Consider the following 12,572-nt stretch of genomic DNA (forward strand, 5'->3'; position numbering starts at 1 on the left):
ATGGAAGAGAACGCGGTGGAGGTTCCCCGCCTGACCGGCCCGCAGCGCCGCATCGGCGCCGAGGGCCCGCTCGTCGGGGCCGTCGGCCTCGGCTGCATGGGCATGAGCGGCGAGTACTACGGCCCCGCCGACGACGAACGCTCGATCCGGGTCATCAACGCCGCCCTCGACGCGGGCGCCACCCTCATCGACACGGCCGACATGTACGGCCGCGGCCACAACGAGGAGCTGGTCGGCAAGGCCATCCGGGGCCGCCGCGACGAGGTCGTGCTGGCCACCAAGTTCGGCATCCGGCTCGCCGACGGCAAGCGCTGGAACGACAACACCCCGGCCTACGCCCGCCAGGCCGTCGAGGCGTCGCTGCGCCGGCTCGGCGTCGACACCATCGACCTCTACTACGTCCACCGGTTCGACGGCGAGACGCCCGTCGAGGACACCATCGGCGCGCTCGCCGAGTTCGTCCGCGAGGGCAAGGTGCGGCACATCGGGCTGAGCGAGATCAGCGCGGCCCACCTGCGCCGGGCGCACGCCGTGCACCCGATCGCCGCCGTGCAGAGCGAGTTCTCGCTGTGGACGCGCAATGTCGTCGACGACGGGGTGCTCGGCGCCTGCCGCGAGCTGGGCGTGACGCTGGTCCCGTACTCGCCGCTGGGCCGCGGCTTCCTCACCGGCACCGTGCGCAGCGTGGACAGCCTGCCCGAGGGCGACTTCCGGCGCGTCAACCCGCGCTTCGCCGACGGCAGCCTGGAGGCCAACCTGCCGCTGCTCGACACCGTCGGCGCGATCGCCGAGGCGCACGGCGCGACGAAGGGGCAGATCGCCCTGGCCTGGGTGCTCGCCCAGGGCGACGACATCGTGCCGATCCCCGGCACCAAGCGCATGGAGTACCTGGCGCAGAACCTCGGCGCCGCCGCCGTGGAGCTCAAGCAGGACGAACTGGACGCGCTGGACGAGGCGTTCCGGGACGAGAACGTCGTCGGGGAGCGGTACCCCGCGGCGATCATGCCGGTCACCCGATAGCCCCGGTGACCCGATAGCCCGGTAGCGCCGTTCCTCAGCGGCTCCTCACTGACCGCGCGGGCCCGTTCCAGCCCCCCCGCCCGGGCCCGCGCGCCCCACCCCCTCCCTGTTCCTCTTCCCCCGCATCCACCCGCAGAAAGGGAATTGTCATGTCCACCGAGGCCCCCGTCGCCGTCAGCGAGCGAGAAGCGCACGGTGCCGAGGTCATGCGCAGTCTCGGCATCGACCCGGACGCCGTGATCGCCGGAGTCGCCCCGCTCGACGAGCGGTTCGGGCACACCATCGTCGAGTACGTCTTCGGCGACATCGTCGGCCGGCCCGGACTCGACCTGAAGACGCGGGAGCTGGCGACCCTCGCCATCCTCACCGCGCTCGGTGGCTGCGAGGCCCAGCTGGAGACCCATCTGCGGGCCACCCTGCGGGCCGGCGCCACCCGGACCGAGATCGTCGCCCTGCTCACCCACGTCACCGCCTACGCCGGCATCCCGCGCGTGATGAACGCCCTGGCCGTGGCCAAGCGCGTCCTGCCCCCCGCCGAGCAGTGACCGCTCGAACCCGCTCCGTCCCGACACCCCAGATCCCCCCACCAGGACCCGACTTGGAGATCTCGTGACCACCTCGTCCACGGAATTCCGGGCCACGCTCGACGAGGCCCCGGCCCGTCCCGCGCCCGCCGCCCGCCACGCGGCCGCCCACGACCCGGCGAGCCGCAGCCCGCTGGTGCGCTGGCTGTCCGTTCTCACCCTCGGCCTCGGCGTCTTCGCCATCGTCACCTCGGAGCTGCTGCCGGTCGGCCTGCTGCCGCCCATCGCGCAGGACGTCGGCGTGTCGAACGGCGTGGCCGGTCTGACCGTCACCCTCTACGGCGCGGTCGCCGCCCTCACCGCCGTACCGCTGACCGCGCTGTTCAGCCGGATCGACCGCCGTTGGCTGATCAGCGGCCTGATGGCGGTGCTGGTCCTCGGCAACATCGTCACCGCGCTCGCCCCGAACTACACCGTGCTGATCGCCGCCCGCATCCTGATGGGCTTCGCGCACGGCGTCTTCTGGTCCACCGTGCCCGGCACCACCGTCCGGCTCGTCCCCGAGAAGGACGGCGTGAAGGCCACCGCGGTCGTGCTCTCCGGCATCTCCATCGCCTCCGTGCTGGGCGTGCCGCTGGGCACCTTCCTCGGCCAGCAGACGCACTGGCAGGTCGCCTTCTACGCGATGGCCGGGCTCGGCGGTCTGGTGCTGCTGGGCGCCCTGACCCTGCTGCCGTCCCTGCCGCCGCAGGGCCGCGCCGACCTCGCCGCGCTGCGCGGGCTGCTGCGCCACGCGCCGTTCATGACCGCCCTGCTGGTCACCTCGCTGACGATGATCGGCCACTACCTCGCCTTCACCTACATCGCCCCTTACCTGGAGGACGAGACCGGCCTCAGCTCCGACCTGATCAGCGTGCTGCTGCTGGTCTTCGGCATCGCCGGCGTGATCGGCAACTTCGTCGCCGGTGCCACGGTGGCCCGCTCGCTGCGCAAGTCGCTGCTGACCGCGGTCGGCGCGATGGCGGTCGCCCTGGTCGTCTTCGCCGTGCTGAAGGACGCCGAGTTCATCGCCTACCCGGTGCTGATCGTCTGGGGTCTGGCGTACGCGGCGCTCCCGGTCTGCCTCCAGACGTGGGTCATGCAGTCCGCCGGGGACGCCACCGACGCGGCCTCCTCGATGTACATCACCTCCTTCAACGCGTCGATCGCCCTCGGCTCGCTCCTCGGCGGCCTGACCGTCGACCACATCGGCCTGGGCAGCGTCACCTGGATCGCCGCGGCCCTCGCGGCGGCCGCGCTGGCCGCAGCCGCCCTCGGCCGGCAGGACGCGAACAGCGGCTCCTGAGCCGCGTACGTCCGTACGACCCCTCCACGGGCCCGTGGCCGGTCCGCCCCGACCGGCCACGGGCCCTTCCGTGTCCCACGCCCCGAGAGAGAGCAGGTTCCGCCGTGTCCGACCTCGCCATCACCATCCGCCCCATGCGCCACGCCGTACGCTCGCTGGGCTCGACCGCGGCAGCGACGTCCGCTGTTCCCCGGAAGCCGCCCGCCACCCGTCGGCTCCCCTCCGGCCCGGCGTCCCCGCAGGGCAGCGTGCTGTCGCTGTTCGTGGTGCCCGGCCTGGTGGAGCCGGACGCGCGGCGCCGTTCCCCGGCCCACCGGAGCAGCCGGTGATCACCGTGTCGCGGCGCCCGGTGCCGGGTGGACCGGCGCTGCGCCTGTTCCTGTTCCACCACGCGGGCGGCTCCGCGGGCTGCTACGCCGACTGGGCCGGCCACCTCCCCGGCGACTGGGAGATCTGCCTGCTGGACGCGCCGGGCCGGGGCGCCGCCGTCGCCGTTCCCGAGCCGCGCGACCTCGACGACCTGGCCGGTGCCTTCCGCGCCGCGATCCTGCCCCGCCTCGACGGCACCCCGTACGCCTTCTTCGGGCACAGCATGGGCGCCCTGGCCGCGTACGCCACCACCCGCCGTCTCGCCGCCGACGGGACCGCCCCGCACTGGCTGGGCCTGTCCGCCGCGCTGCCGCCCCGTCCGCCGGGCGGCGCCCCGGGCGGGCGGCATCTGATGTCCGACGACGAGCTGCGCGCGTGGGCCCGCGCCACGGGCGGTACCCCGGCGGAGGTCGTGGAGCACCCCGCCCTGTGGCGCCACTTCGGCGGCCGCCTGCGCGCCGACCTGCGGCTCGTCGACCGGTGGCGGCAGGATCCGCCGGCCGTCCCGCCCGCCGTACCGGTCACCGCGTTCGGCGGCGCCGCGGACCGCACCGCCCCGCCGGACCGGCTCGCCCGCTGGTCCGCGTACACCCGCGCGGACCTCGTCGTACGCCGCTACCCGGGCGGCCACTTCTACCTGGCCGACCCGGTGACCCGGCGGGCGCTGCTCGCCGACCTGACCGCCGACGTCACCCGCGCCGCGGGCCGTCTGCCGGATCCGCTCCTGGCGGTGTGACCGGCGCCTCGCTTGCGGACGCCGGGGTGGATTGCGGAGGATGCGGGTGGGGACCGGGGCCCCCGTGCCGGTAACGGCAGGGGCGGACCGCTACCCGGAGTAATACAGGAGACAGCGATGTCCCACGAGGCTCAGGAAATCCACGAGCCGGAGACCCCGCATCTCGACTTCCAGGGGACCACCCCGTACGAGGACTACGTCAAAGCGGACGTTCTCACCCACCTCCAGCACACCCTCTCCGACGATCCCGGAGAGATGGTCTTCCTGGTCACGACCCAGGTCATGGAGCTGTGGTTCACGGTCGTCGTGCACGAGTGGGAGACGGCGGCGAAGGCGCTCCGCGAGGACGACGTCCCGGTGGCGATCGCCGCGCTGAAACGTTCCGTACGGGAGCTGGAGGCGCTGAACGCGTCCTGGAAGCCGCTGGGCCAGCTCACGCCGGCGCAGTTCAACTCGTACCGGAGCGCTCTGGGCGAGGGCTCCGGCTTCCAGTCCGCGATGTACCGGCGGATGGAGTTCCTGCTCGGCGAGAAGTCCGCGTCGATGCTCGTCCCGCACCGGGGCGCGCCCCGCGTGCACGCGGAACTGGAGAAGGCGCTGCACGAGCCGAGCCTCTACGACGAGGTGCTGCGGCTGCTGGCCCGCCGGGGCCATGCCATCCCCGAGTCCGTCCTGCGGCGTGACGTCTCCCTGCGCTACGAGCCGTCGGAGGAGGTCGAAGCGGCCTGGACCGCCGTCTACTCCGGCGACGAGACCGACGAACTCGCCCGGCTCGGCGAGGCGTTGACGGACGTGGCCGAGCTGGTGTGGCGCTGGCGCAACGACCACCTGGTCGCCACCCGGAGGGCCATGGGCGCGAAGCCCGGCACGGGTGGTTCGGCGGGCGTGGCCTGGCTGGAGAAGCGGGCCCGGAAGAACGTCTTCCCGGAGCTGTGGACGGCGAGGTCGTATGTCTGAGCCGAGGATGTCCGACCTGAGGGCGCGCGCGGAGAAGCTGGACGCGGCGGACGAACTGGCGGGCAAGCGCGCGGAGTTCGTCCTGGACGACGTCGTCTATCTGGACGGCAACTCGCTGGGCGCGCTGCCGGCCGGTGTTCCCGGGCGGGTCGCCGATGTGGTGGGCCGCCAGTGGGGCGAACTGCGGATCCGCTCCTGGGAGGAGAGCGGCTGGTGGACGGCGCCCGAGCGGATCGGCGACCGGATCGCGCCGCTGATCGGGGCCGCGGCCGGGCAGGTGGTGGTCGGCGATTCCACCAGCGTGAACGTCTTCAAGGCGCTGGTGGCGGCGGTGCGGATGGCCGGAGAGGGCCGTGACGAGATCGTCGTGGACGCCACGACGTTCCCCACCGACGGCTACATCGCCGAGTCGGCGGCCCGACTGACCGGCTGCAGGCTGCGGCCGGCCGCCCCGGTGGAGGTGCCGGCGGTGCTGGGCCCGCGTACGGCCGCCGTCCTCCTCAACCACGTCGACTACCGCACCGGCCGCCTCCACGACCTGCCCTCCCTCACGGCCGCCGTGCACAGCGCGGGCGCCGTGGCCGTCTGGGACCTGTGCCACAGCGCGGGCGCGCTGCCGGTCGGGCTCGACGAGCACGGGGTGGACCTGGCGGTCGGCTGCACCTACAAGTACCTGAACGGCGGCCCGGGTTCACCGGCGTACCTGTACGTCCGGCGGGAGCTGCAGGACCGTTTCGACTCCCCGCTGCCCGGCTGGAACTCCCACGCGGAGCCCTTCGGCATGCGCGGCACCTACGAACCGGCGCAGGGTGCGCTGCGGGGCCGGGTCGGCACCCCGGACATCCTGTCGATGCTCGCCCTCGAAGCGGCGCTCGACGTCTGGGACGGGGTGTCGATCGACACGGTCCGCGCGAAGTCGCTGGCGCTGACGGACTTCTTCCTGGAGTGCGTGGAGGCGTACGTCGGCCCCTCCCGCGTCGAATCCCTGACCCCGGTGCCCCACGAGCAGCGGGGCAGCCAGGTGGCGCTGCGCTGCGAGGACGCCGGGGAGGTCATGAAGCGCCTGATCGCCCAGGGCGTCGTCGGCGACTTCCGCGCCCCGGACGTCCTCCGCTTCGGCTTCACACCGCTGTACGTGGGCTTCGGGGATGCGGAGCGGGCGGCGAGGGTGCTGGGGGAGGTGCTGGGTCAGCGATAGCCGCGGGCATGCGTGCCGCCTGGGGCGATGGGGGTCCCCTGCTCGAGCGAAGCCGAGAGCTTGGGGAGGGTGGGCGCGGCGGCACCCCGTACCGCTGGGCTGCGCACCCACCCCCGCCCGCCCCAACGCCGGGCACAGCTCTGGCAACTGCTCAAGCAACCGCTCAAAGCCCAGCTCACTCACCGACGTACACCCCCGCCACGGCAGCCGCGTAAGCCGCCCGCGCGGCCCGCTCCGCGGCGGGGGCATCGGGGACCACCCCGGACGTCAGCAACCCGTAATACAGCGGAGCGGACACCGCCCGCACCACCGCCCGCGCATCCGTCCCCTCCGGCAACTCCCCCCGAGCCACCCCCTGCTCCACACACGGCGCCCACTCGTCCACCCGCACCTCGTAGAACCGCCGCAACGCCCCCGCCGTCCGCTCGTCGCAGCTCGCCGCCGCGATCACCGCCCGGAACAGCGCCCCCTGCCGGGGATCGGCCAGCGTCCGCCGCACCAGCGACGCGTTGGCGCGCAGATCCCCCAGCACCGACCCGGTCTCCTCGCGCGGCGACGACTGCTCGGCCATCTCCACGAGCAGGTCCGCGACGAGCCCCGTCACCGACCCCCACCGCCGGTACACGGTCGTCTTCCCGACCTCCGCCCGCCGCGCCACGTCCGCGAGATCCAGCCGGTCGAACCCCTGCTCCGCCAGCACGTCCCCCGCCGCCCGCAGCACCGCCGCGCGCACCCGCGCGGTGCGCCCTCCGGGACGTACGGTGCCGGGTTCGGCGGACATATCGGCCTCCTTGGTGCACACGGATCGCCGTACGGGACACCCCGCCACGGTAACGAAACCACAGGACCGTTTACCCCTCACCGAGCGTGACAACCCCATGTCCGGGCACGTCACCGGCCTGGTACCGTCCCCGCCAACGGCCTGTGTCCCAGCTGGTCCGCCACCCACGTTTCATCGCTGAGAGGTTGAGCATGACGGACGACGTCGCAGCAGCACGGGCCGCCGCCGAGGAGGAGTCCGCCTTCTCCCACCCGCCCGTCGATCCCGACGCCGCCGCCGCGTACGGCGACCACCCCGACCAGGTCATCGACTTCTACGCCCCGCGCGGCACCGAGCCCGCCGGCCCCACCGCTCTCGCCCCGCTGGTCGTCGTCCTGCACGGCGGCGCCTGGCGCGCCCCGTACGACCGCCGGCATGTCAGCCCGTTCGCGGACTTCCTGGCCCGTAGGGGTTTCGCGGTGGCGAGTGTGGAGTACCGGCGCGGCGCGGAAGGGGAGAGCGCCGAGGGCAGGCCCGTGGCCGGCCGCTGGCCGGACACCTTCGACGATGTCGCCGCCGCCCTCGACGCCCTCCCGGCGCTCGTCCGCGAGGCCCTGCCGCAGGCCGATCCCCGCCGCACGGTGATCACCGGGCACTCGGCCGGCGGCCACCTCGCGCTGTGGGCCGCCGCCCGGCACCTCCTGCCCGCCGACGCCCCCTGGCGCACCGACCGCCCCGCACCCCTGAGGGGAGTGGTCGCCCTGGCCCCGATCGCCGATTTCACGGTCGCGGACAAGCTGGACGTGTGCGTGGGCGCGGTACGACAACTCCTGGGCGGCGAAGGCGCGTTCGCCGAGCGGCAGCCGTACGCCGACCCGGCGCTGCTGCTCCCTACAGGCATCGCGACGACCCTGGTCCAGGGCCGTACGGACATGGACGTTCCGCAGGCGGTCGCCGAGGCGTACGCGGACGCGGCGGCGAAGGCGGGGGAGATGGTCGGGCTGACGCTGCTGGAGGACGTCGGCCACTTCCCGCTCATCGATCCGGCGGCGGACGCGTGCGCGGTGGTGGCGGAGGAGATCGCGCAGCTGGCGTGGTGAGGCGGCCCGGCGGTGCCCGGCCGTGCCTGGCGGTGCCCGGCGCCACTCGGCGATTCCCGGCGGTTTCCGGCGGGTTCCGGCCCGGGGGCCCACGGTTTCCCGACGGGGACGCGGTCAGGCGGGCCCCGTCATACCCGTAATACCTGAGAGCTACGTCCGTGAAGAGCTCTCCGGCGTGACGCGAGCGACGGCTCCCGCTCCGTAACTTCCCCACCAAACAGGCCCGATGGACGGGCGGACGGGGAGGGAAGCGCACCATGGAGCCGACCGAGGCACCGGGCACCGACACCACCGGCACGGCCCCGGCGGGCCGCCGCACGCCCCGCCGGCTGCGCTCCCTCCTCGCCCTCCTCGTCACCGCCGCCGTCGTCCTCCCGCTCTCCGCCGCGGCCCGGCCCCGCGTGCCCGCCCCGCCCCCGGCGGACCTGCCCCCGATCACAGCGGCCACCCTCGACACGGCCTACGCCGCCCACCGCGCCAACGCCGCGCGGGCCGCCCGGATGGCCGCCGCCCACGGCGACCGGCACCGCGCGGAGGCGGTCCGCGCCCTGGCCGCCCCGACCCGGCAGCTCCTCGCCTTCGACGGCCGCGGCACCGGCCGGGCCACCGAGGTGTTCGGCGACCTCGCCCACGCCGACCGTGTCGCCGTCCTGGTCCCCGGCTCCGACACCACCCTCGACACCTACGACCGCTTCCGCGCGACGGCGACCGCCCTGCACCGCCAACTCGCCGAGCGGGCCCCCGCGTCCACCCGCGTGGCGGTGGTGGCCTGGCTCGGGTACGACACCCCGGGCACGGTCAGCACCACCGTCCTCACCACCGGCCGCGCCGACGAAGCCGCGCCCCGCCTGGGCGAGTTCCTGCGCCGACTGCCCACCCTGACCGGCCGCGACAGCCACATCTCCCTGCTCTGCCACTCCTACGGCTCGGTCGTCTGCGCCCGCACCGCCGCCCGGGGCGGCCCGCCCGTGGACGACATCGCCCTCCTCGGCAGCCCCGGCACCGGTGCCGACTCCGCCGCCGCGCTGCACACCTCCGCGCGGATCTGGGCGGCCCGCGGCGGCGACGACTGGATCGCGGAGGTCCCGCACGCCAGAGCGGACCTGTTCGGCACCACCGTCGGCTTCGGCACCGACCCGGTGTCCCCGGCCTTCGGCGCCCGTGTCTTCGCCGCCGGCGACGGCGGCCACAGCGACTACTTCGCCCCGGGCTCGGTCTGTCTGGCCAATCTGGCCCGGATCGTGCTCGGCGAGACCTCGGAGGTGACCCGTGCGTGACCTGATCCCCTCGGTGTCGAAGGGCGCCGCGCGTCTGGACGCGGCGACGCCCGCCTCGCGGGACCGCGCGGTCGACGCGCTGCGCGCCCTCGCGATCCTCGGCGTCGTCCTCGGCCACTGGCTGGTGACCGCCCTGGTCGCCGACGGCGGCACCCTGCGCACCGACAGCCCGCTGCGGCATCTGCCCTGGCTGGCCCCGGTCTCCTGGGTCTTCCAGACGCTCGCCGTGTTCTTCCTGGTCGGCGGCCATGTGGCGACGCGTGGCCTGGCCTCCGCGCGGGACCGCGGGGAGACGTACGGGCAGTGGCTGCGCGCCCGGCTGGCCCGGCTGTTCGCCCCGGTGACCGCCCTCCTCGCCCTGTGGGCGGTGGCCACGGCGGCGCTGCTGCTGACCGGCGCCGAGTTCACCACCGTGCGCACTCTGGTGAAGCTCGCCCTGTGCCCGCTGTGGTTCCTGCTGGTCTTCGCCGCGCTGACGGCGGCGACTCCGCTGCTCACCCGGATCAACCCGCTGTGGCCGCTCGCCGTCGTACTCCATGTGGATCTGGTGCGTTTCGGGCTCGGCGGGCCCTCCTGGCTGGGCTGGGCGAACCTGGCCGCGGGCTGGCTGGTGCCCTACACCCTGGGCGCGGCCTGGACCCGGGGCGAGCTGGAACGCCGGCGCGCCGGGTGGGTCCTGCTGGCCGGCGGTGCGGCGGTGACGGCGGCGCTGGTGGCCTGGGCGGGCTATCCGGCGTCGATGGTCGGGGTGCCGGGCGCCGCGGTCTCCAACCTGAACCCGCCGACGCTGGCCGCCGTCACCTTCGGCGTGGCCCAGTGCGGGCTCGCCCTGCTGCTGCGCGAGCCGCTGCGCCGCGCGCTGCGCCGACCGCTCGCCTGGGCGGCGGTCGCCGTGGTCAACCTCTCGGCCATGACGATCTACCTCTGGCACCAGACCGCCCTGATGGCCACCACGGCCACCGCCCTCCTCGCCGGCCGGCTGCCCGGCCTGCACACCGTCCCCGACAGCCTGGGCTGGGTCGCCGCGCGGCTCGCCTGGCTGCCGGTGCTCGCCTTCGCCCTGGCCATGTGCTGGCTCGCCTTCCGCGCGCGCGAGCACCGCACCGCGCGGCCCGCTCACCGCCCCTCCCGCGTGGTCCGCGTCCATCGGGGCCCCACCGGCACCGAGGCGAAGGAGGCCCGGCGTGCCTAGGGTTGGGCGCGTGAAGCGGACGGGGAGGGGCCCGCACCCGGTGACGGACCGGCTGCGGGACTGGCTGGGGGTACTGCGCGCCGACCTGTGGACGGCCCGCGCCGATCCGCTGCCGCCCTTCGTGTGGCTGCGCTGGCTGCCGCACGGCCTGCTGTGCCTGGCCGCGCTCGGCATCGTGATCGGCGACGAGGCGCAGCTCCAGGACAACGGCGGCCTGGCCTTCGGGTACGCCTTCCCGGTCGCGCTGGCCAAGGGCGGCGCGGTGGTGCTCGCGCTGTGGCGGCCCATCCCGGCCTGGTGGCTGTCGACGGCGGCGTTCGTGGTCGGGGCCGTCGGGCTGCGGCAGCGGCAACTGGCCGATGACGCCCACGACTTCACCTGGCCGTGGACCTCGGCCGGGCTCATCGCCCATCTGCTCGTGCTGCTGCTGTTCGCCCTCCGGGTGCGCAGCCGGGTGTCCGCCGAGGCGCTGATCGTCACGGTGTTCCTTACTTGGGCCCTGCAGGGCCTGCTGGGCGCGCCGGACTACCAGAGCACCGGCGTGCTCGCGATCTGCCTGTTCTCCGTCGCCGTCATCCTCGGGATGGCCCTGCGCGGCCGCCGCGAGGCCCGGGACGAACTCGGCCGGCAGGCCACGATCACCGCGGAGGAGCGCGCCCGCCGCACCCTGCTGGAGGAGCGCAGCCGGATCGCCCGCGAGCTGCACGACGTGGTCGCCCATCACATGTCGGTGATCTCCATTCAGGCCCAGGTCGCCCCGCACCTGGTGGAGAACCCGCCCGAGGAGCTGAAGGAGAACCTGGCGGGCATCCGGCAGAACGCGCTGGAGGCGCTGACCGAACTGCGGCGCGTCCTCGGCGTGCTGCGCTCCGAGAACCCCGACGATCCCTACGGCCTGGGTGAGTCCGGCACCGGTGCCGCCCCGGACGCCCCGCAGCCCACTCTGGACCGCCTGGACGCCCTGATCGAGAACACCAGAGCCGCCGGACTGAAGGTCGCCGTCGCCGTCCGGGGCGAGCCCGACCACCCCTATCCGCCCGGGCTGGAGCTGTCGGCGTACCGGATCGTGCAGGAGGCGCTGAGCAACGCCCTGCGGCACGCGCCGGGTTCGCACGTCCGCGTCACCGTCACCCACCAGCGCCGGGGACTGGTCCTGGACGTGATCAACAGCGCCCCCGAGGGGCCGGTGCAGCCTTCCCCGGGCGCCGGCCACGGCCTGCTCGGCATGCGGGAGCGCGCGGCGATGCTCGGCGGCCACGTCAGCGCGGTGCCGACCCTGCACGGCGGATTCCAGGTCATCGCCTTCCTGCCCCGGGACGCCGCCGCCCTCGTCGACGAGGAGGAGTTCCGGGACGTGCCGGAACCGGAGATCATCTTTCCCGAGACCCCGACAGGAGGCGAGACCCCATGACGAGCGGCACGATCCGCGTACTCATCGCCGACGACCAGCAGATGGTCCGGCAGGGCTTCACCGTGCTGCTCAACACCAAGCCCGACATCGAGGTGATCGGCCAGGCGGTGGACGGCCTGGACGCGGTCGCCAAGGTCGCCGAACTCGACCCGGACGTCGTGCTGATGGACATCCGCATGCCCGAGCTGGGCGGCATCGAGGCCACCCGCCGCATCACCGCGTCGACGCGGGACACCCGCGTGCTGGTGCTCACCACCTTCGACCTCGACGAGTACGTCTACGAGGCGTTGCGCGCCGGTGCCTCCGGATTCCTCCTGAAGGACGCCTCCGCCGACCAGCTCGCCGAGGCGGTCCGGGTGGTGGCCGCGGGAGACGCCCTGCTCGCCCCCGGCATCACCCGGCGCCTGATCGCCGAGTTCTCCCGCCTGGACGGCGCGCCCCGGGCCCCGCTCAAGGAGCGCGTCGCGGATCTCACCGAGCGCGAGACGGAGGTCCTGGCCCTCATCGCCCGCGGCCTGTCCAACGCGGAGATCGCCCGGCACCTGGTCGTCGCCGAGCAGACCGTGAAGACCCATGTGAGCCGCATCCTGGTGAAACTGGGCCTGCGCGACCGGACCCAGGCGGCGGTGTTCGCGTACGAGTCGGGGCTGGTGCGGCCGGCGGGGTACTGAGCGGGGGGCCAC

13 protein-coding genes are annotated in these 12,572 nt (G+C 74.2%); 12 read left to right on the plus strand and 1 reads right to left on the minus strand.

The features are described from left to right. From ACZ42A_RS36330 to kynU, 7 genes are all read left to right on the plus strand, one after another. On the plus strand, positions 1-1,020 hold the full coding sequence (locus ACZ42A_RS36330) for an aldo/keto reductase (protein ID WP_468531625.1): 1,020 nt from the start codon (positions 1-3) through the stop codon (positions 1,018-1,020). A 149-nt stretch (positions 1,021-1,169) separates the two neighbouring features. Beyond that, positions 1,170-1,565 carry a carboxymuconolactone decarboxylase family protein gene (locus tag ACZ42A_RS36335; RefSeq protein WP_468531626.1) on the plus strand — a complete coding sequence of 132 codons (396 nt, stop codon included), beginning with the start codon at positions 1,170-1,172 and terminating at the stop codon, positions 1,563-1,565. Positions 1,566-1,629: 64 nt separating this feature from the next. Beyond that, the gene (locus tag ACZ42A_RS36340; protein WP_468531627.1) at positions 1,630-2,889 is read left to right on the plus strand and encodes an MFS transporter; all 1,260 of its coding nucleotides are present in this window, start codon (positions 1,630-1,632) and stop codon (positions 2,887-2,889) included. A gap of 104 nt (positions 2,890-2,993) precedes the next feature. After that, on the plus strand, positions 2,994-3,218 hold the full coding sequence (locus tag ACZ42A_RS36345) for a hypothetical protein (RefSeq protein WP_468531628.1): 225 nt from the start codon (positions 2,994-2,996) through the stop codon (positions 3,216-3,218). After that, on the plus strand, positions 3,215-3,994 hold the full coding sequence (locus ACZ42A_RS36350) for a thioesterase II family protein (RefSeq protein WP_468531629.1): 780 nt from the start codon (positions 3,215-3,217) through the stop codon (positions 3,992-3,994). Before ACZ42A_RS36345 ends, ACZ42A_RS36350 begins: the two co-directional genes overlap by 4 nt. 117 nt (positions 3,995-4,111) lie before the next feature. Beyond that, positions 4,112-4,951 carry a tryptophan 2,3-dioxygenase family protein gene (locus ACZ42A_RS36355; protein WP_468531630.1) on the plus strand — a complete coding sequence of 280 codons (840 nt, stop codon included), beginning with the start codon at positions 4,112-4,114 and terminating at the stop codon, positions 4,949-4,951. A gap of 7 nt (positions 4,952-4,958) precedes the next feature. After that, positions 4,959-6,149, plus strand: coding sequence for a kynureninase (gene kynU / locus ACZ42A_RS36360; protein WP_468531744.1), 1,191 nt, complete (start codon positions 4,959-4,961; stop codon positions 6,147-6,149). 175 nt (positions 6,150-6,324) lie between these two features. Here the strand turns inward: kynU and ACZ42A_RS36365 are convergent, their stop codons facing one another. Next, positions 6,325-6,930: a TetR/AcrR family transcriptional regulator gene (locus ACZ42A_RS36365; protein WP_468531631.1), complete on the minus strand. Its 606-nt coding sequence runs from the start codon at positions 6,928-6,930 to the stop codon at positions 6,325-6,327. Positions 6,931-7,121: 191 nt separating this feature from the next. Between ACZ42A_RS36365 and ACZ42A_RS36370 the strand changes: the two genes are divergently transcribed. From ACZ42A_RS36370 to ACZ42A_RS36390, 5 genes are all read left to right on the plus strand, one after another. Continuing rightward, the gene (locus ACZ42A_RS36370; protein ID WP_468531632.1) at positions 7,122-8,009 is read left to right on the plus strand and encodes an alpha/beta hydrolase; all 888 of its coding nucleotides are present in this window, start codon (positions 7,122-7,124) and stop codon (positions 8,007-8,009) included. A 257-nt stretch (positions 8,010-8,266) separates the two neighbouring features. Then, a complete protein-coding gene (locus tag ACZ42A_RS36375) occupies positions 8,267-9,286 on the plus strand; it encodes an alpha/beta hydrolase (RefSeq protein WP_468531633.1) in 1,020 nt (339 codons plus the stop codon). Next, complete coding sequence (locus ACZ42A_RS36380; protein WP_468531634.1) at positions 9,279-10,478, plus strand: acyltransferase family protein; 1,200 nt, start codon at positions 9,279-9,281, stop codon at positions 10,476-10,478. The genes ACZ42A_RS36375 and ACZ42A_RS36380 overlap by 8 nt, the downstream gene beginning before the upstream one ends. Positions 10,479-10,488: 10 nt before the next feature. Beyond that, complete coding sequence (locus ACZ42A_RS36385) at positions 10,489-11,889, plus strand: sensor histidine kinase (RefSeq protein WP_468531635.1); 1,401 nt, start codon at positions 10,489-10,491, stop codon at positions 11,887-11,889. Beyond that, positions 11,886-12,560, plus strand: a complete 675-nt coding sequence (locus tag ACZ42A_RS36390) for a response regulator (RefSeq protein WP_468531636.1) — start codon at positions 11,886-11,888, stop codon at positions 12,558-12,560. The genes ACZ42A_RS36385 and ACZ42A_RS36390 overlap by 4 nt, the downstream gene beginning before the upstream one ends. The last annotated feature ends 12 nt before the right edge of the window (positions 12,561-12,572 follow it).

It is taken from the genome of Streptomyces sp. NPDC030838 (genome assembly GCF_055572035.1).

Bases quoted from the DNA above. Each gene is read 5' to 3' on its own strand.
- ACZ42A_RS36330 (WP_468531625.1), top strand. From the start codon at position 1: ATGGAAGAGAACGCGGTGGAGGTTCCCCGCCTGACCGGCCCGCAGCGC.
- ACZ42A_RS36335 (WP_468531626.1), top strand. From the start codon at position 1,170: ATGTCCACCGAGGCCCCCGTCGCCGTCAGCGAGCGAGAAGCGCACGGT.
- ACZ42A_RS36355 (WP_468531630.1), top strand. From the start codon at position 4,112: ATGTCCCACGAGGCTCAGGAAATCCACGAGCCGGAGACCCCGCATCTC.
- kynU (WP_468531744.1), top strand. From the start codon at position 4,959: ATGTCCGACCTGAGGGCGCGCGCGGAGAAGCTGGACGCGGCGGACGAA.
- ACZ42A_RS36365 (WP_468531631.1), bottom strand. From the start codon at position 6,930: ATGTCCGCCGAACCCGGCACCGTACGTCCCGGAGGGCGCACCGCGCGG.
- ACZ42A_RS36370 (WP_468531632.1), top strand. From the start codon at position 7,122: ATGACGGACGACGTCGCAGCAGCACGGGCCGCCGCCGAGGAGGAGTCC.
- ACZ42A_RS36375 (WP_468531633.1), top strand. From the start codon at position 8,267: ATGGAGCCGACCGAGGCACCGGGCACCGACACCACCGGCACGGCCCCG.
- ACZ42A_RS36390 (WP_468531636.1), top strand. From the start codon at position 11,886: ATGACGAGCGGCACGATCCGCGTACTCATCGCCGACGACCAGCAGATG.